Consider the following 17,622-nt stretch of genomic DNA (forward strand, 5'->3'; position numbering starts at 1 on the left):
CGCTCTTTTCAGCAAAGTGCCTGTGTCAGTTTCGCTGATGCAGGCATTTTGTTTTTGAACGGTGCGCAAACGGGCAGTTTTATCAATCGAAAATCCGCGCGCAGTCCGTTCCAATAGCAAGCAATACCAAGCAGCAGCAATAGCAAGAGCAACCGGGCTTCAGGGAAGGGCGCTGTGTCATTCCAGCGGTTCGCGCACGCGGCGCGGCTCTCTGGAATGGCATAACACTCCTCTTCCCCTGCGGCGCCGGTTCAAGCGTAGTCGTCGCGCATTGGCGCGTGCGGCATGACGAAAAGATCAATGGAGGACAAATGTCTATGTTTAACAAGATCGTCAAGGAATTTAAGTGGGGGCAGCATACGGTTCGCCTCGAGACGGGCGAAATCGCCCGCCAGGCGGGCGGTGCCGTGCTCGTTGACGTCGAAGATACGGTCGTGCTCGCCACCGTCGTCGGTGCGAAGACCGCCAAGCCGGGCCAGGATTTCTTTCCGCTGACGGTTGACTACATCGAGAAGACCTATTCGGCCGGCAAGATTCCGGGCGGCTTTTTCCGCCGCGAAGGCCGTCCGTCGGAAGGCGAAACGCTGATCTCGCGCCTGATCGACCGCCCGCTGCGTCCGCTTTTCCCGGAAGGCTTCTATAACGAAGTCCAGGTTGTCATCCATGTGATGTCGATCAACCCGGAAGTGCCGGCCGACATCCCCGCGCTGATCGGCGCATCGGCGGCGCTCGCGATATCGGGCCTGCCGTTCAACGGCCCGGTCGGCGCAGCGCGCGTCGCGTACATCAACAACGAATACGTGCTGAACCCGACGCGCTCGCAGATCAAGGAATCGCGTCTGGACCTCGTCGTCGCCGGTACCGAGCGTGCGGTGCTGATGGTCGAATCGGAAGCCGACCAGCTGCCCGAAGACGTGATGCTCGGCGCGGTCGTGTTCGGCCACGAGCAGATGCAAACGGCGATCGACGCGATCCACGAACTCGTGCGCGAAGGCGGCAAGCCCGAATGGGACTGGCAGCCGGCGCCGAAGAACGAGGCGCTGATCGCGCGCGTCAACGAAATCGCCTACAACGAACTGCTTTCCGCTTATCAAACGCGCGACAAGCAGGCGCGTTCGACGAAGCTGAAGGAAGTCTACGCAGCGACGTCCGCGAAGCTCGAGGAAGAAGCCGCTGCAACGGGTGGCGTCGCGGCAGATAAAGCGACGGTCGGCAATGTGCTGTTCGACATCGAAGCGAAGATCGTCCGTTCGCAGATCCTGAACGGCGAGCCGCGTATCGACGGCCGCGACACGCGCACGGTGCGCCCGATCGAAATCCGCACGGGTGTCCTGCCGCGCACGCACGGCTCGGCGCTCTTCACGCGCGGTGAAACGCAGGCGCTCGTCGTCGCGACGCTCGGCACGAAGGGCGATGAGCAGATCATCGACGCGCTCGAAGGAGAGTACCGCGACCGCTTCATGCTCCACTACAACATGCCGCCGTTCGCGACCGGCGAAACCGGCCGTGTCGGTTCGCCGAAGCGCCGCGAAATCGGCCACGGGCGTCTCGCCAAGCGCGCCCTCGTGGCGTGCCTGCCGAGCGCCGATGAGTTCGGCTATTCGATTCGTGTCGTGTCGGAAATCACCGAGTCGAACGGTTCGTCGTCGATGGCGTCGGTGTGCGGCGGCTGCCTTGCGCTGATGGACGCCGGCGTGCCGATGAAGGCGCACGTCGCGGGCATCGCGATGGGCCTGATCCTCGAAGGCAACAAGTTCGCGGTGTTGACCGACATCCTCGGCGACGAAGATCACCTCGGCGACATGGACTTCAAGGTGGCCGGTACGGCCGATGGCGTGACCGCGCTGCAGATGGACATCAAGATCCAGGGCATCACGAAGGAAATCATGCAGGTCGCGCTGGCTCAGGCGAAGGAAGGCCGCATGCACATCCTCGGCAAGATGACCTCGGCCGTGTCCGGCGCGAACACGCAATTGTCGGAGTTCGCACCGCGCATGATCACGATCAAGATCAACCCGGAAAAGATCCGCGACGTGATCGGCAAGGGCGGCTCGGTGATCCGCGCGCTGACCGAAGAAACGGGCACGACCATCGACATCTCCGACGACGGTGTCGTGACGATCGCGAGCACGAGCGCGGAAGGCATGGCCGAAGCGAAGAAGCGCATCGAGAACATCACGATGGAAGTCGAAGTGGGCCAGGTCTATGAAGGCACCGTGCTCAAGCTGCTCGACTTCGGCGCGATCGTGAATATTCTGCCGGGCAAGGACGGTCTGCTGCATATCTCCGAGATCGCGAACGAGCGCATCAAGGACATCAACGACTATCTGAAGGAAGGCCAGCAGGTGAAGGTCAAGGTCATCCAGACGGATGAGAAGGGCCGCGTGCGGCTGTCCGCGAAGGCGCTGCTGAACGACGGCGCCGCGACGCAACCCGAATCGACGCCGCAGCAGTAAGCGCGGCTCGAACAAACGGCCGGCAGCGTGAATGCGCGCCGGCCGTTTTTCATGTAGGGTGGATTGCATTGCGAACCCGCAGTTGCTCCCGCAGTTTTCAGCGCAATCCCCACCTTTGGAGACGACAGCGATGAAAGCGATCGAAATTACCGAGTTTGGCGCGCCGGAAGTGTTGAAGCTGGCCGAGCGTCCGATGCCGGAAGCGAAAGCGGGTGAAGTGCTGGTCAAGGTGTCGGCGTCCGGCGTGAATCGGCCCGATGTGTTTCAGCGCAAGGGTTCGTATGCGCCGCCGCCCGGCGCATCGGATCTGCCGGGGCTCGAGGTGGCGGGCGAAATCGTCGGCGGCGCGCTCGACGCGAAGCACAATCCGTTCGGCCTCAAGATGGGCGATCGCGTGTGCGGGCTGCTTGCAGGCGGCGGCTATGCGGAGTTTGCCGCGGTGCCGCTCGCGCAGTGTTTGCCGGTGCCGAAAGGGTTCACTGACATCGAAGCGGCATCGCTGCCGGAAACATTTTTCACGGTCTGGAGCAACGTATTCGACCGCGCGCAGCTCGGCAAGGGCGAGGGCGGTCCGAACGAGACGTTTCTCGTGCAAGGCGGTTCGAGCGGCATCGGCGTGACGGCCATCCAGATCGCTCATGCACTCGGTTTTCGCGTATTCGCGACCGCGGGTTCCGACGAGAAATGCCGCGCGTGCGAAGCGCTCGGCGCTGAACGCGCGATCAACTACAAGACGGAAGACTTCGTCGAAGTCGTGAAATCGCTGACCAACGATCGCGGCGTCGACGTGATTCTCGACATGGTCGCGGGCAGCTATATCGCGCGCGAACTCAAGGCGCTCGCCGATGGCGGCCGGGTCGCGATCATCGCGCTATTGGGCGGCGCGAAGGCGGAAGTGAACCTGAGCGACGTGATGCGCCGCCGGCTCACCATCACGGGTTCGACGCTGCGTCCGCGGCCGGTCGAATTCAAGGCGAAAATCGCCGCGCAGCTCAAGGAGCGTGTGTGGCCGCATCTCGAAGACGGGTCCATCAAACCGGTCGTGCATCGCGTGTTTCCGGCCAGCGAGGCCGCGCAGGCTCACGAGCTGATGGAAAGCAGCACGCACGTCGGCAAGATCGTATTGAATTGGGGCGCGGACGCCTGATCGACCGGCGCGGCGCGGTGGCGTGCGCGGGCATCATGCCGGTTACGGCAAGGCTTGTGCGGCGAATTTGCCCTGCCGATTTTCTCCGCGTTTGACCCGTCTGCGCCGCGCAAAGTAAAATCGCATGTTTTGCGCGTGCAGCGGCGGGTTGGTTGCAGTCAGAGAGGCAAAGTGGTTCAAGGAACCGGGGCGAACGACGAAGCGGAGTTCGTCCACCATTGATGACATCAGGGCAACGGGCAAGACGATGGCGAAACAGCGAGCGAAACTGGTAGTCGGCAACTGGAAGATGCACGGTCGTCTTGCCGACAACAAGGTGTTGTTGCAGGCGGTGTCGCAAGGCGCGGGCAGCTTGCCGGAAGAGGTGGGCGTTGGCGTTTGCGTGCCGTGTCCGTATCTCTCGCAGGCGCAGGTGCTGCTCAAGGGCAGCCGTGTCGCGTGGGGTGTGCAAGATGTCTCCGCGCATGAGCAGGGCGCGTTCACCGGCGAAGTCGCGGCGGAAATGGCGGTAGAGTTCGGTGCGTCATATGCGATTGTCGGTCACTCGGAACGGCGCGCGTACCATCTCGAAAGCGCGGAGCTCGTCGCGACCAAAACGCTGCGTGCACTCGAAGCGGGGTTGACGCCGATCGTCTGTGTCGGCGAAACGCTCGAGCAGCGCGAAGCGGGTGAAACGGAAAGCGTCATCGGCATGCAGATCGATGCGGTGCTTGCGAAACTGTCGTCCGATCAGCTGTTGCGCATCGTGGTCGCTTACGAGCCGGTCTGGGCAATCGGAACCGGCAAGAGCGCGACGGCTGGGCAGGCGCAAGCGGTGCATGCTTTTCTGCGTGCGCGTCTTGCGGCGAAAAGCGAAGCGGCAGCGGCCGGCATAGCGCTGTTGTATGGCGGCAGTGTGAAACCGGAAAACGCGGAACAACTGTTCCGCCAGCAGGACATCGATGGCGGCCTGATTGGCGGCGCATCGCTGAAACATATCGATTTCCTCGCGATCTGCCAGGCGGCCGTCGCGGCGAACAAGATGCGGTAGGTTGATTGTTGCGCGCAGCGTGTTTTTACGTTGCGCCTTTAAATAAAGACTCGGGTGAGTGTCATGCTGTATTTCAAAACATTGATCATCGTCGTGCAGTTGCTGTCGGCGCTCGGCATTATCGGCCTCGTGCTGTTGCAGCATGGCAAGGGCGCGGATATGGGCGCGGCGTTCGGTAGCGGCGCATCGGGCAGCCTTTTCGGTGCGACCGGTTCGGCGAACTTCCTGTCGCGTTCGACCGCCGTGCTCGCCGCGATCTTCTTTGTCACGACGCTTACGCTGACTTACCTCGGTGCTTATCACGCGAAGCCTTCGGCAGGTGTCCTTGGTACTGCGGCAACGACGAGCGCGCCTGCTGTCACGCCTGCATCCGGGTCCGCATCGGCTGCTGCGCCTGCGTCGGTTTCCGCGGCAACGAATGCAGTTGCGTCGGGTGCTTCGGCTGCTGCGCCTGGGGCGCCGGCGCCGGGCCAGGATGTGCCGAAATAAATTTTCGTTTAGCCTGCTTTTGTGCGTTGAACAAACTGTTTAAACCAGTTACAATTCAAGTCTTGAAGCGATTCGCGGCTTTTATAAGTTGATTTCCCGGATTGCAGACAGTGCCGACGTGGTGAAATTGGTAGACACGCTATCTTGAGGGGGTAGTGGCGAAAGCTGTGCGAGTTCGAGTCTCGCCGTCGGCACCAATGTTATCTAGACGTTATCCTAATGCCAGCCGCTTGCTTCGCTTCGGCTGGCATTTTCACTTCTAGTGAGCTGCTTGCCATACGCTTACAACAGCAAGCAGGCCGAAGTGATTCGCGTCGGGGGAGGGGTCTGCTCCCGGCATCTGGTGGCATTGGAACCAACCGATTGAGGATAGTCTTGAACCTCGCAGCCTATTTCCCCGTATTGCTGTTCCTCCTCGTGGGTACCGGTTTAGGCGTAGCACTGGTCAGTATCGGCAAGATCCTCGGTCCCAGCCGGCCCGACAGCGAAAAGAACGCGCCGTACGAATGCGGCTTCGAAGCGTTCGAAGATGCGCGCATGAAGTTCGACGTGCGCTACTACCTCGTCGCCATCCTGTTCATCATTTTCGATCTTGAAACCGCGTTCCTGTTTCCGTGGGGCGTTGCGCTGCGCGATATCGGCTGGCCGGGCTTCATTTCGATGATGATTTTTCTGCTCGAATTCCTGCTGGGCTTCGCCTATATCTGGAAGAAAGGCGGACTCGACTGGGAATGACGGGTCCAATCGCCGGTTTCAGGGCGGCCTACGCTAGCTGCCCGTCTGGAGTGGAACGCAAATGAGTATCGAAGGGGTCTTGAAGGAAGGGTTTGTCACCACGACGGCCGACAAACTGATCAACTGGACGCGCACCGGCTCGCTGTGGCCGATGACGTTCGGTCTCGCGTGTTGTGCAGTCGAGATGATGCATGCGGGCGCGGCCCGCTACGACCTCGATCGTTTCGGCGTCGTGTTTCGTCCGAGTCCGCGTCAGTCGGATGTGATGATCGTCGCCGGCACGCTGTGCAACAAGATGGCACCCGCGCTGCGCAAGGTGTACGACCAGATGGCCGAACCGCGCTGGGTGATTTCGATGGGCTCGTGCGCGAACGGTGGCGGTTACTACCACTACTCGTACTCGGTCGTGCGGGGCTGCGATCGCATCGTACCGGTCGACGTCTACGTGCCGGGCTGTCCGCCGACGGCCGAGGCGCTCGTCTACGGCGTGATCCAGTTGCAAGCAAAGATCCGCCGCACCAACACCATCGCCCGTCAATAAAGGCCTAAGCCTCCCCACAATATGGCAAGCAAACTCGAGACCCTCAAAGCGAATCTCGAGGCGGCCTTTGGCGGCCGCCTGTCGAGCATCACGGAATCGGTCGGTGAACTGACGATTGTCGTGAAGGCGAGCGAATACCTTGACGTGGCAAAGCATCTGCGCGACGACGCATCGCTCAAGTTCGAACAGCTGATCGATCTGTGCGGCGTCGACTATCAAACGTACGGCGACGGCGCTTACGAAGGCCCGCGTTTTGCCGCGGTGCTGCACCTGCTCTCCATTGCGAACAACTGGCGCGTACGCGTGCGCGTGTTCGCGCCCGACGACGATCTGCCGATCGTTCCGTCGATCGTCGATGTGTGGAACTCGGCGAACTGGTACGAGCGCGAAGCGTTCGATCTGTACGGCATCGTCTTCGAGGGTCACCCGGACCTGCGCCGCATTCTGACCGACTACGGTTTTATCGGCCATCCGTTCCGCAAGGATTTCCCTGTCTCCGGTTACGTCGAAATGCGATACGACCCGGAAGAAAAGCGCGTCGTCTATCAGCCGGTGACGATCGAGCCGCGTGAAATCACGCCGCGCGTGATCCGCGAGGATCACTATGGCGGTCTGAAACATTAAGAGAACGCCATGGCAGAGATCAAAAACTACACGCTCAACTTCGGCCCGCAGCACCCGGCAGCGCACGGCGTGCTGCGTCTCGTGCTCGAGCTCGACGGCGAAGTGATCCAGCGCGCCGATCCGCACATCGGCCTTCTGCACCGGGCGACCGAAAAGCTCGCCGAAAGCAAGACGTTTATCCAGTCCGTGCCGTACATGGACCGTCTCGACTACGTGTCGATGATGGTGAACGAACACGGTTATGTGCTTGCAATCGAAAAGCTGCTCGGCATCGATGTGCCGATTCGCGCGAAGTACATCCGCGTACTGTTCGACGAAGTGACGCGCGTGCTGAACCACCTGATGTGGATCGGCGCGCACGCGCTCGACGTTGGCGCGATGGCCGTGTTTCTGTATGCGTTCCGCGAGCGCGAAGACCTGATGGACGTGTACGAGGCGGTGTCGGGCGCGCGTATGCATGCTGCGTACTATCGTCCGGGCGGTGTCTATCGCGATCTGCCCGACGCAATGCCGCAATACAAGGCGTCGAAAATCCGCAATGCGAAGGCGCTTTCGAAAATGAACGAAAGCCGCCAGGGTTCGCTGCTCGACTTCATCGAAGATTTTTTCAACCGGTTCCCGAAGTGTGTCGACGAGTACGAAACGCTGCTCACCGACAACCGGATCTGGAAGCAGCGTCTCGTGGGCATCGGCGTCGTGAGCCCCGAGCGCGCGCTGCAACTCGGTCTGACCGGCGCGATGCTGCGCGGTTCGGGCATCGAGTGGGACCTGCGCAAGAAGCAGCCTTACGAGGTGTACGATCAACTGGATTTCGACATCCCGGTTGGCGTGAATGGCGACTGCTACGATCGCTACCTCGTGCGCGTCGAAGAAATGCGTCAATCCACGCGGATCGCCAAACAATGTATTGATTGGCTTCGCAAGAATCCCGGCCCCGTGATGGTCGACAATCACAAGGTTGCGCCGCCGTCGCGTGTCGGGATGAAGTCGAACATGGAAGAGCTGATCCACCACTTCAAGCTCTTTACCGAAGGCTTCCATGTGCCTGAAGGCGAATCGTATGCGGCAGTCGAGCATCCGAAGGGCGAGTTCGGCATCTATCTGATTTCGGATGGCGCGAACAAGCCTTATCGCCTGAAGATTCGCGCGCCGGGCTACGCCCATCTGTCCGCGCTCGACGAAATGGCGCGCGGCCACATGATCGCCGATGCGGTCACGATCATCGGCACGCAGGACATCGTGTTCGGCGAAGTGGATCGCTAACGCGTTTTCATCGCCGCCCGCCCGCAGTAGAAGGCTGTACCAGCGCGGCGCGAGGCAAGGGGCAAGCAAGGAACGCCGGGTCTGTCGCATCATGCAGTGAGCGACAGGTTTTCGTTCGGTAGGAATTGAAAGAGTCGTGTCTGAAAATGATCTCAGCTGAAGGCCTGAAAGAAATCGATCGTGCGCTCACGAAGTACCCCGCCGATCAGAAACAATCCGCCGTGATGGCGGCGCTGGCCGTTGCGCAAGACGAACATGGCTGGCTGTCGCCCGATCTGATGCAGTACGTCGCCGACTATCTCGGCATGCCGGCCGTTGCCGTGCAGGAAGTCGCGACGTTCTACACGATGTTCGAAACGTCGAAGATCGGCAAGCATAAGATCACGCTCTGCACGAACCTGCCGTGTCAGCTCGGCCCGGACGGCGGCTCGGAAAGCGCCGCTGAATATCTGAAGCAGAAGCTCGGTATCGACTTCGGTGAAACCACCGCGGACGGCAAGTTCACGCTCAAAGAGGGTGAGTGCATGGGCGCGTGCGGCGACGCACCGGTGATGCTCGTGAACAACCATCGTATGTGCAGCTTCATGAGCCGCGAGAAGATCGACCAGCTGCTCGAGGAACTTTCGAAATGACGTCTTTACACGATCGTCACATCAAGCCGCTGATTCTCGCCGGTCTGAACGGCGAAAACTGGCATCTCGAAGATTACGTCGCGCGTGGCGGTTACAAGCAGTTGCGCCGCATCCTGGAAGAAAAAATCCCGCCGGAGCAGGTGATTGCCGATGTAAAGGCATCGGGTCTGCGGGGCCGCGGCGGTGCCGGGTTTCCGACGGGCCTGAAGTGGAGCTTCATGCCGCGCCAGTTTCCGGGGCAGAAGTATCTCGTCTGCAACTCGGACGAAGGCGAGCCGGGCACGTTCAAGGACCGCGACATCCTGCGCTGGAATCCGCATGCCCTGATCGAAGGCATGGCGATCGGCGCGTATGCGATGGGCATCACGGCCGGCTACAACTATATCCACGGCGAAATCTTCGCCGAGTATCTGCGCTTCGAAGAAGCGCTCGAGGAAGCACGCCGCGCAGGCTTCCTCGGCGACAACATCATGGGCTCGGGCTTTTCGTTCCAGCTGCATGCGCACCACGGTTACGGCGCGTATATCTGCGGCGAGGAAACGGCGCTGCTCGAGTCGCTCGAAGGCAAAAAGGGTCAGCCGCGCTTCAAGCCGCCGTTCCCGGCGAGCTTCGGCGTCTACGGCAAGCCCACTACGATCAACAACACCGAAACCTTCGCCGCGGTGCCGTTCCTGCTCGAAGTCGGCCCCCAGGCGTATCTGGAGATCGGCAAGCCGAACAACGGCGGCACGAAGATCTTCTCGGTGTCGGGCGATGTCGAGCGTCCGGGCAACTACGAAGTGCCGCTCGGCACGCCGTTCGCGACGCTGATGGAGCTGGCCGGCGGCATGCGCGGCGGCAAGAAGATCAAGGCCGTGATCCCGGGCGGCTCGTCGGCACCGGTTATTCCGGGCGACATCATGATGCAAACCGACATGGATTACGATTCGATCGCGAAAGCCGGATCGATGCTCGGTTCGGGCGCGGTGATCGTGATGGACGAGACGCGCTGCATGGTGCGCTCGCTGTTGCGCCTGTCGTACTTCTACTACGAAGAATCGTGCGGCCAGTGCACGCCGTGCCGCGAAGGCACCGGCTGGCTCTACCGCGTCGTGCATCGTATCGAGCACGGTCTGGGCCGCAAGGAAGATCTCGATCTGCTGAACTCGGTTGCCGAAAACATCATGGGCCGCACGATCTGTGCGCTCGGCGATGCGGCGGCGATGCCGGTGCGCGGGATGCTGAAGCACTACTGGGACGAGTTCGAATATCACGTCGCCAACAAGCGCTGCCTCGTCGGCGGTCATGCGGGGGCGGCGGCGGTGTCGGAAACGGTCGCTGCATAAAAGAAGCAGAACGTCGAATGCAGATTCATCGCGCGGCGAGCCTCGTGTGCCTCGCGCGATGAACGGGGCGAACGATTGAGCGGTATCAGGTTAAGGACGATTGACCATCATGGTTGAACTCGAAATAGACGGCAAAACGGTCGAGGTACCTGAAGGCAGCATGGTGATCCAGGCTGCGCATAAGGTCGACACATACGTGCCGCATTTCTGCTATCACAAGAAGCTGTCGATCGCGGCGAATTGCCGGATGTGCCTCGTCGACGTCGAGAAAATGCCGAAGGCGGTCCCCGCCTGCGCGACGCCGGTGTCGCAGGGCATGGTCGTGCGTACCAAATCCGAGAAGGCCATCAAGGGCCAGCAATCGGTGATGGAATTCCTGCTGATCAACCATCCGCTCGATTGCCCGATCTGCGATCAGGGCGGCGAATGCCAGCTGCAGGATCTCGCGGTCGGTTACGGCAAGTCGTCGTCGCGCTATAGCGAAGAGAAGCGTGTCGTGTTCCACAAGAACGTGGGACCGCTGATCTCGATGGAAGAGATGACGCGCTGCATTCACTGCACGCGCTGCGTGCGCTTCGGCCAGGAAGTGGCCGGCGTGATGGAGCTCGGCATGCTGAACCGCGGCGAGCATTCCGAAATCACGACCTTTGTCGGCAAGACCGTCGACTCGGAGCTGTCGGGCAACATGATCGACCTGTGCCCGGTCGGCGCGCTCACGAGCAAGCCGTTCCGCTACAGCGCGCGGACGTGGGAACTGTCGCGCCGCAAGTCGGTGAGCCCGCACGATTCCGTCGGCGCGAACCTCGTCGTGCAGGTCAAGAACAACCGCGTGATGCGCGTGCTGCCGTTCGAGAACGAAGCGATTAACGAATGCTGGATCTCGGACAAAGACCGCTTCTCGTACGAGGCGCTCAATAGCGAAGAGCGCCTGACCAGGCCGATGGTGAAGCAAGGCGGTCAGTGGGTCGAAACCGACTGGCAGACGGCGCTCGAATATGTCGTCAAGGGTTTCAACGGCATCAAGGCCGACCACGGCGCGAACGCGATCGCCGCGCTCGGCAGCGCGCACAGCACCGTCGAAGAACTGTTCCTGCTCAAACAGCTCGCGCAGGCAGTCGGCACACCGAACATCGATTTCCGTCTGCGTCAGGCCGATTTCTCGGCGCCGGTGAGCGGCACGCCGTGGCTCGGCGTGAAAATCGCCGATCTGTCGCTGGTGGATTCGGCCTTCGTCGTCGGCACGTCGTCGCTGCGTCGTGATCATCCGCTCTTCGCCGCGCGTCTGCGCCAGGCATCGAAGGGCGGCGCAAAGCTCACGCTGCTGCAGGCATCGAGCGACAACTCGCTGATTCCGAAGGCGCAAGTTATCGCGGCCGCGCCGTCGGCATGGCTCGATGAGCTGGCCGGCATCGCGGCGGCAGTCTCGGAAGCGCGCGGCGTCGCGCTGCCGGAAGCGTTCGCAGGCATGCAGGCATCGGATGCGGCAAAGAAGGTCGCCGCGTCGCTCGCGGCAGGCGAAAAGCGTGTCGTGCTGATCGGCAACGCGGCGGTCCAGCATCCGGAATTTGCGCGCATCCATGCGGCGGCACAGTGGATTGCCGATGCAACGGGCGCCACGCTCGGCTTCCTGACGGAAGCGGCGAACACGGTCGGCGCCCACCTCGTCGGCGCACTGCCGGGCAACGGCGGCCTGAACGCACGCGAAGCGTTCGAGCAGCCGCGCAAGGGCTACGTGCTGATGAACGTCGAGCCGGAATTCGACACGGCCAACCCGGCGCAAGCGCTTGCCGCGTTGAGCCAGGCGGAGATGGTCGTCGTGATGTCGCCGTTCAGAACGGGCGCCGACTATGCCGACGTGCTGCTGCCGATCGCGCCGTTCACGGAAACGGCCGGCACGTTCGTCAACGCGGAAGGCACGGTACAGAGCTTTAACGGCGTCGTGCGGCCGCTCGGCGATGCGCGTCCCGCATGGAAGGTGTTGCGTGTGCTCGGCAGCCTGCTCGGCGCGTCGGGCTTCGAATACGACACGGCCGAAGAAGTGCGCGCCGCCGCGCTCGGCGATGCGGATCTCACGCCGCGTCTGTCGAACAAAGCCGCATCGACGGTTGCCCGCAGCAATGGCAGTGCGGCCAAGGCCGCGAACGGTTCGTTCGAGCGCATCGCCGATGTGCCGATCTACCACGCGGATCCGCTCGTGCGCCGTGCCGGCTCGCTGCATCTGACGCAAGCCGCGCGCAACGCGAATTCGATCGGTCTGCCGGCTGGGCTCTTCGACAAGCTGGGTCTGAAAGACGGCGACGCAGTGCGCGTACGCCAGGGGGAGCGTTCGGTGCAGGTGCCGGCCGTGCGCGATGCGAATCTTGCGGAGACGGTGGTCCGCGTGTCGGCGGCCACGCCTGCCGGCGCGGCGCTGGGGAGCCTCTTCGGCGAACTGCTGGTGGAGAAGGCGTAAATGACCTTGTTCGATACGATCAACGCGGGCGGCAGCGAGATTCTCGGCGTCGCGTGGCCGACGGTGTGGGCGCTGGTGCGCATCATCGTGGTGGCCGTCGCGATTCTGCTGTGCGTCGCGTACCTGATCCTCTGGGAGCGCAAACTGATCGGCTGGATGCACGTGCGTCTCGGCCCGAACCGCGTCGGCCCCGGCGGCTCGCTGCAGCCGATCGCCGACGTGCTCAAGCTGTTGCTGAAGGAAGTGATCCAGCCGACCCAGGCAAGCCGCTGGATCTACCTGATCGCGCCGGTCATGGTGGTGGTGCCGGCCTTCGCGATCTGGGCGGTGATTCCGTTCCAGGCGGGCGCGGTGCTCGGCGACATCAATGCGGGTCTGCTGTATGCGATCGCGATCTCGTCGATCGGCGTCTACGGCGTGATTCTTGCCGGTTGGGCATCGAACTCGAAGTACGCGTTTCTCGGCGCGATGCGCGCGGCCGCGCAGATGGTGTCGTACGAAATCTCGATGGGCTTCGCGCTCGTCGTCGTGCTGATGACGGCCGGCAGCCTGAACCTGTCGGACATCGTCAATTCGCAAACGCGCGGCATCTTCGCGAGCTTCGGCGTCAACTTCCTGTCGTGGAACTGGCTGCCGCTGTTGCCGATGTTCGTCGTCTACTTCGTGTCGGGCATTGCCGAAACGAACCGCCACCCGTTCGACGTGGTGGAAGGGGAGTCGGAAATCGTCGCGGGCCACATGATCGATTACTCGGGGATGGCGTTCGCGCTGTTCTTCCTCGCCGAGTACATCAACATGATCGTGATCTCGGCGCTCGCCTCGATCCTGTTCCTCGGCGGCTGGGACGCACCGTTCGGCTTCCTGTCGTTCATTCCGGGCATCTTCTGGCTCGTCCTCAAGGTGTTTTTCCTGTTGTCGGTATTCATCTGGGTGCGTGCCACGTTTCCGCGTTACCGCTACGACCAGATCATGCGTCTCGGCTGGAAGGTGTTCATTCCGGTGACGGTGGTGTGGCTGGTGGTGGTCGGATTCTGGATCATGTCGCCGTTGAATATCTGGAAATAAAGGGCGGATGTCCCCATGACCGCATTTCAAAATTTCTTCAAGACCTTCTTCCTGACGGAGCTGCTCAAGGGCCTCGCGCTGACCGGACGTTATACGTTCCAGCGCAAGATCACCGTGCAGTTCCCGGAAGAAAAGACGCCGATTTCGCCGCGCTTTCGCGGTCTGCACGCGCTGCGCCGTTATGAGAACGGCGAAGAGCGCTGCATCGCATGCAAGCTGTGCGAAGCGGTGTGCCCGGCGCTGGCCATCACGATCGAGTCGGAAACGCGCGCGGACAATACGCGCCGCACGACGCGCTACGACATCGACCTGACCAAATGCATCTTCTGCGGGTTCTGCGAGGAGAGCTGCCCCGTCGATTCGATCGTCGAAACGCATATTCTCGAATATCACGGCGAAAAGCGCGGCGACCTGTACTTCACGAAAGACATGCTGCTGGCCGTCGGCGACCGCTACGAAGCGGAAATCGCGGCGAGCAAGGCAGCGGACGCACCGTATCGTTGATCCAGGAAGTTGCATTGCTGTAGTACGAAGTCGCGTCGGCCGCCCCGGAAATGGCGGCGCGGTGCGCAGCCCCTTGAGTGCCGCCAGCGTGATTCGCGCGCGTCTCGTGCAGGATGAACGTCGCGTAAAATGCGCGCGCGTGCTGCGGCAAACCGAGGGATCCTGCCTGACGATGGCCTAACGATGAACCGGTAATCATGGAATTCACGACCGTACTGTTCTACATCTTCGCGCTGCTCCTGACGGTGTCGGGGCTGAAGGTGATCACTGCGCGCAACCCGGTGGCGGCCGCGCTTTTCCTCGTGCTCGCGTTCTTCAATGCCGCCGCGATCTGGATGCTGCTGCAGGCCGAGTTCCTCGGCATCCTGCTGGTGCTTGTGTACGTCGGCGCGGTGATGGTGCTGTTCCTGTTCGTCGTGATGATGCTGGACATCAATCTCGACGTGCTGCGCAAAGACTTCAAACGCTTCGTGCCGATGGCGACGATCGTCGGCGCGATCATCGTGATCGAGACCGCGCTGATCTTGTGGCATGGCTACGGCGCGACGGTGCAGCCGGTGCGCGATACGACGGCGGCCGCGGTGGCCGGAGCAGGCGGCGCGGCGGGCTGGTCGAACACGCGCCTGATCGGCAAGGTCATCTACACCGATTACATCTTCGCGTTCGAAGTGGCCGGCCTCGTGCTGCTCGTCGCAATCATCGCGGCCATCGCGCTGACCACGCGTCACCAGAAAGACAGCAAGCGCCAGCGCGTCTCCGATCAGGTGGCGGTGCGCCGTCAGGACCGCGTGCGCATCGTGAAGATGAAGCCGGAAGTCGCGCCGGCCCCGGAACCCACGGAGCCGGCAACGGCAGCGACGGCAGCCGCGACCGCAGCCGGTGCGGCGACCGGTGCCCCGGCCCCCGCGGGCAAAGCCTGAGCGAAGAGGAGAGAAAAAACATGTTGACCCTGGCTCATTACCTCGTGCTCGGCGCGATCCTCTTTGCGATCAGCGTCGTCGGCATTTTCCTGAACCGCCGCAACGTGATCATCATCCTGATGGCGATCGAACTGATGCTGCTGGCGGTGAACACCAATTTCGTCGCGTTCTCGCACTATCTCGGCGACGTGCATGGCCAGATCTTCGTGTTCTTCGTGCTGACGGTGGCCGCGGCCGAAGCGGCGATCGGCCTCGCGATTCTGGTGACTCTGTTCCGTAGCCTCGACACGATCAACGTCGAGGACCTCGATCAGCTTAAAGGTTGATTTCAGCGAAATTCATTTCAGGTAAGCGGTTATGTCAACGACACTCAATGAAAACCTGCTGCTGGCCATCCCGCTCGCGTCGCTCGCGGGTTCGCTGATCGCGGGCCTCTTCGGCAAGACGGTCGGGCGTGCAGGCGCTCACACGGTAACCATCCTCGGGGTTGGGATCTCGTTCGTTCTATCCGTCATCGTGTTTCTCGACGTGCAGAACGGCGGGAGCTTCAACGCGACGATCTACGAATGGATGACGATCGGCAAGCTGAAGTTCGAGGTCGGTTTCCTCGTCGACTCGCTGACCGCGATGATGATGGTCGTCGTGACCTTCGTCTCGCTGATGGTGCACATCTACACAATCGGCTACATGGCAGGGGAGGACGGCTACCAGCGCTTCTTCTCGTACATCTCGCTGTTCACGTTCTCGATGCTGATGCTCGTGATGAGCAACAACTTCCTGCAGTTGTTCTTCGGCTGGGAAGCGGTGGGTCTCGTGTCGTACCTGCTGATCGGCTTCTACTACACGCGGCCGAGCGCGATCTACGCGAACCTGAAGGCGTTCCTCGTGAACCGCGTCGGCGACTTCGGCTTCCTGCTCGGCATCGGCCTGCTGCTCGCCTACGCCGGTTCGATGAACTACGCCGACGTGTTCGCGAAAAACCACGAGCTCGCCGCACTGACGTTCCCGGGCACCGACTGGGGCTTGCTGACCACCGCGTGTATCTGCCTGTTCATCGGCGCGATGGGTAAGTCCGCGCAGTTCCCGCTGCACGTGTGGCTGCCCGATTCGATGGAAGGCCCGACGCCGATTTCCGCGCTGATCCACGCGGCTACGATGGTGACGGCCGGCATCTTCATGGTCGCGCGCATGTCGCCGCTGTTCGAGCTGTCGGACAGCGCGCTGTCGTTCATCATGGTGATCGGCGCGATTACCGCGCTCTTCATGGGCTTCCTCGGCGTCGTGCAGATGGACATCAAGCGCGTCGTCGCCTATTCCACGCTGTCGCAGCTTGGCTACATGACGGTGGCGCTCGGCGCGTCGGCGTACCCGGTTGCCGTGTTCCACCTGATGACGCACGCGTTCTTCAAGGCGCTGCTGTTTCTCGGCGCCGGTTCGGTGATCATCGGCATGCACCACGATCAGGACATGCGCAACATGGGCGGCCTGTGGAAGTACATGCCGATCACGTGGATCACCTCGCTGATCGGCTCGCTCGCGCTGATCGGCACGCCGTTCTTCGCCGGCTTCTATTCGAAAGATTCGATCATCGATGCGGCGCGCCTGTCGCATCTGCCGGGTTCGGGCTTCGCGTACTTCGCGGTGACGGCGAGCGTGTTCGTCACGGCGCTGTACTCGTTCCGCATGTACTTCATGGTGTTCCACGGCGAAGAGCGCTTCCGCGGTCCGAAGCATCCCGAGTCGCCGATGGCGCTCGAGGCGGCGGCGCACGCGCATGACGAGCACGGCCACGACGCGCATGACGATCACGGTCATCATGGCCCGCACGTGCCGCACGAAACGCCGTGGGTCGTCTGGGTGCCGCTCGTGCTGCTCGCGATTCCGTCGGTCATCATCGGCGCAATTGCCATCAAGCCGATGCTGTACGGCGGTTTCTTCGATCACGGCGTCGCGTTCGACAAGGTCATCTACATCGCCCAGAACCATCCGGCACTGCAGGAAATGGCCGAAGAGTTCCACGGCTGGTTCGAGATGGGCATTCACTCGTTCGGCGGTCTGCCGGTGTGGCTGTCGCTCGCGGGCGTGGTCGTCGCGTGGTTCCTGTACCTGAAGCGTCCGGAGCTGCCGGCGAAGATCCGCCAGACGTTCTCGCCGATCTACACGCTGCTCGACAACAAGTACTACATGGACAAGATCAACGAAGTCGTCTTCGCGCGCGGCGCGGTGGCCATCGGCCGCGGCCTGTGGAAGGAAGGCGACGTCGTCGTGATCGACGGTATCGTCAACGGCAGCGCGCGCTTTGTCGGCTGGTTCGCGAGTGTGATCCGCTTCCTGCAGTCCGGTTATATCTATCACTACGCGTTTGCGATGATCATCGGCATGTTGGGCCTCCTGACGTTGTTCGTTACGCTCGGCGGCAAATAAACAACGCGAGGAGAC

16 protein-coding genes and 1 tRNA gene are annotated in these 17,622 nt (G+C 61.9%); all 17 read left to right on the forward strand.

Translation table 11 applies throughout. The features are described from left to right. The first annotated feature begins 311 nt into the window (after nt 1-311). The 17 genes from pnp to nuoL all read left to right on the forward strand — a co-directional run bounded on the left by pnp (nt 312) and on the right by nuoL (nt 17,607). Entirely contained in the window at nt 312-2,456 is a 2,145-nt protein-coding gene (gene pnp / locus ACYPXD_RS03620) for a polyribonucleotide nucleotidyltransferase (RefSeq protein ID WP_459707554.1), read from the forward strand. 130 nt (nt 2,457-2,586) lie between these two features. Beyond that, the gene (locus ACYPXD_RS03625; RefSeq protein ID WP_459707556.1) at nt 2,587-3,603 is read left to right on the forward strand and encodes an NAD(P)H-quinone oxidoreductase; all 1,017 of its coding nucleotides are present in this window, start codon (nt 2,587-2,589) and stop codon (nt 3,601-3,603) included. 247 nt (nt 3,604-3,850) lie between these two features. Further along, a complete protein-coding gene (gene tpiA, locus ACYPXD_RS03630) occupies nt 3,851-4,633 on the forward strand; it encodes a triose-phosphate isomerase (protein WP_459707558.1) in 783 nt (260 codons plus the stop codon). Nucleotides 4,634-4,696: 63 nt separating this feature from the next. Beyond that, nucleotides 4,697-5,122, forward strand: coding sequence for a preprotein translocase subunit SecG (gene secG, locus ACYPXD_RS03635; RefSeq protein ID WP_459707560.1), 426 nt, complete (start codon nt 4,697-4,699; stop codon nt 5,120-5,122). 112 nt (nt 5,123-5,234) lie between these two features. Next, nucleotides 5,235-5,319: transfer RNA gene (locus tag ACYPXD_RS03640), tRNA-Leu, on the forward strand. 178 nt (nt 5,320-5,497) lie between these two features. Further along, the gene (locus ACYPXD_RS03645; protein WP_075157603.1) at nt 5,498-5,857 is read left to right on the forward strand and encodes an NADH-quinone oxidoreductase subunit A; all 360 of its coding nucleotides are present in this window, start codon (nt 5,498-5,500) and stop codon (nt 5,855-5,857) included. Nucleotides 5,858-5,918: 61 nt separating this feature from the next. Next, nucleotides 5,919-6,398, forward strand: coding sequence for a NuoB/complex I 20 kDa subunit family protein (locus ACYPXD_RS03650; RefSeq protein WP_006052903.1), 480 nt, complete (start codon nt 5,919-5,921; stop codon nt 6,396-6,398). A gap of 21 nt (nt 6,399-6,419) precedes the next feature. After that, nucleotides 6,420-7,022, forward strand: a complete 603-nt coding sequence (locus ACYPXD_RS03655) for an NADH-quinone oxidoreductase subunit C (protein ID WP_459707565.1) — start codon at nt 6,420-6,422, stop codon at nt 7,020-7,022. 9 nt (nt 7,023-7,031) lie between these two features. Then, nucleotides 7,032-8,285 (forward strand): NADH-quinone oxidoreductase subunit D, encoded by a 1,254-nt coding sequence (locus ACYPXD_RS03660; protein WP_459707567.1) that lies wholly within the window; start codon nt 7,032-7,034, stop codon nt 8,283-8,285. Between the two features lie 146 nt (nt 8,286-8,431). Further along, nucleotides 8,432-8,917: an NADH-quinone oxidoreductase subunit NuoE gene (gene nuoE / locus ACYPXD_RS03665; RefSeq protein WP_459707569.1), complete on the forward strand. Its 486-nt coding sequence runs from the start codon at nt 8,432-8,434 to the stop codon at nt 8,915-8,917. Continuing rightward, a complete protein-coding gene (nuoF, locus tag ACYPXD_RS03670) occupies nt 8,914-10,242 on the forward strand; it encodes an NADH-quinone oxidoreductase subunit NuoF (RefSeq protein ID WP_459707571.1) in 1,329 nt (442 codons plus the stop codon). The genes nuoE and nuoF overlap by 4 nt, the downstream gene beginning before the upstream one ends. Before the next feature lie 109 nt (nt 10,243-10,351). Then, nucleotides 10,352-12,694: an NADH-quinone oxidoreductase subunit NuoG gene (gene nuoG / locus ACYPXD_RS03675; protein WP_459707574.1), complete on the forward strand. Its 2,343-nt coding sequence runs from the start codon at nt 10,352-10,354 to the stop codon at nt 12,692-12,694. Continuing rightward, on the forward strand, nt 12,695-13,759 hold the full coding sequence (gene nuoH, locus ACYPXD_RS03680) for an NADH-quinone oxidoreductase subunit NuoH (RefSeq protein WP_459707576.1): 1,065 nt from the start codon (nt 12,695-12,697) through the stop codon (nt 13,757-13,759). A 15-nt stretch (nt 13,760-13,774) separates the two neighbouring features. After that, nucleotides 13,775-14,263 carry an NADH-quinone oxidoreductase subunit NuoI gene (nuoI, locus tag ACYPXD_RS03685; RefSeq protein ID WP_459707578.1) on the forward strand — a complete coding sequence of 163 codons (489 nt, stop codon included), beginning with the start codon at nt 13,775-13,777 and terminating at the stop codon, nt 14,261-14,263. A gap of 197 nt (nt 14,264-14,460) precedes the next feature. Further along, nucleotides 14,461-15,183, forward strand: coding sequence for an NADH-quinone oxidoreductase subunit J (locus ACYPXD_RS03690; protein WP_459707580.1), 723 nt, complete (start codon nt 14,461-14,463; stop codon nt 15,181-15,183). A gap of 20 nt (nt 15,184-15,203) precedes the next feature. Further along, nucleotides 15,204-15,509 (forward strand): NADH-quinone oxidoreductase subunit NuoK, encoded by a 306-nt coding sequence (gene nuoK, locus ACYPXD_RS03695; RefSeq protein WP_013339863.1) that lies wholly within the window; start codon nt 15,204-15,206, stop codon nt 15,507-15,509. A 31-nt stretch (nt 15,510-15,540) separates the two neighbouring features. Beyond that, the gene (gene nuoL / locus ACYPXD_RS03700; RefSeq protein ID WP_459707583.1) at nt 15,541-17,607 is read left to right on the forward strand and encodes an NADH-quinone oxidoreductase subunit L; all 2,067 of its coding nucleotides are present in this window, start codon (nt 15,541-15,543) and stop codon (nt 17,605-17,607) included. Nucleotides 17,608-17,622 lie beyond the last annotated feature (15 nt).

It is taken from the genome of Paraburkholderia sp. 2C (assembly GCF_054589215.1).

Excerpts from the sequence above, each read along its gene's own strand:
- ACYPXD_RS03690 (WP_459707580.1), top strand. The coding sequence starts at position 14,461 with ATGGAATTCACGACCGTACTGTTCTACATCTTCGCGCTGCTCCTGACG.
- nuoH (WP_459707576.1), top strand. The coding sequence starts at position 12,695 with ATGACCTTGTTCGATACGATCAACGCGGGCGGCAGCGAGATTCTCGGC.
- nuoK (WP_013339863.1), top strand. The coding sequence starts at position 15,204 with ATGTTGACCCTGGCTCATTACCTCGTGCTCGGCGCGATCCTCTTTGCG.
- pnp (WP_459707554.1), top strand. The coding sequence starts at position 312 with ATGTCTATGTTTAACAAGATCGTCAAGGAATTTAAGTGGGGGCAGCAT.
- secG (WP_459707560.1), top strand. The coding sequence starts at position 4,697 with ATGCTGTATTTCAAAACATTGATCATCGTCGTGCAGTTGCTGTCGGCG.
- ACYPXD_RS03650 (WP_006052903.1), top strand. The coding sequence starts at position 5,919 with ATGAGTATCGAAGGGGTCTTGAAGGAAGGGTTTGTCACCACGACGGCC.
- nuoF (WP_459707571.1), top strand. The coding sequence starts at position 8,914 with ATGACGTCTTTACACGATCGTCACATCAAGCCGCTGATTCTCGCCGGT.
- ACYPXD_RS03660 (WP_459707567.1), top strand. The coding sequence starts at position 7,032 with ATGGCAGAGATCAAAAACTACACGCTCAACTTCGGCCCGCAGCACCCG.
- nuoI (WP_459707578.1), top strand. The coding sequence starts at position 13,775 with ATGACCGCATTTCAAAATTTCTTCAAGACCTTCTTCCTGACGGAGCTG.
- nuoE (WP_459707569.1), top strand. The coding sequence starts at position 8,432 with ATGATCTCAGCTGAAGGCCTGAAAGAAATCGATCGTGCGCTCACGAAG.
- tpiA (WP_459707558.1), top strand. The coding sequence starts at position 3,851 with ATGGCGAAACAGCGAGCGAAACTGGTAGTCGGCAACTGGAAGATGCAC.
- ACYPXD_RS03655 (WP_459707565.1), top strand. The coding sequence starts at position 6,420 with ATGGCAAGCAAACTCGAGACCCTCAAAGCGAATCTCGAGGCGGCCTTT.
- nuoL (WP_459707583.1), top strand. The coding sequence starts at position 15,541 with ATGTCAACGACACTCAATGAAAACCTGCTGCTGGCCATCCCGCTCGCG.
- ACYPXD_RS03625 (WP_459707556.1), top strand. The coding sequence starts at position 2,587 with ATGAAAGCGATCGAAATTACCGAGTTTGGCGCGCCGGAAGTGTTGAAG.
- nuoG (WP_459707574.1), top strand. The coding sequence starts at position 10,352 with ATGGTTGAACTCGAAATAGACGGCAAAACGGTCGAGGTACCTGAAGGC.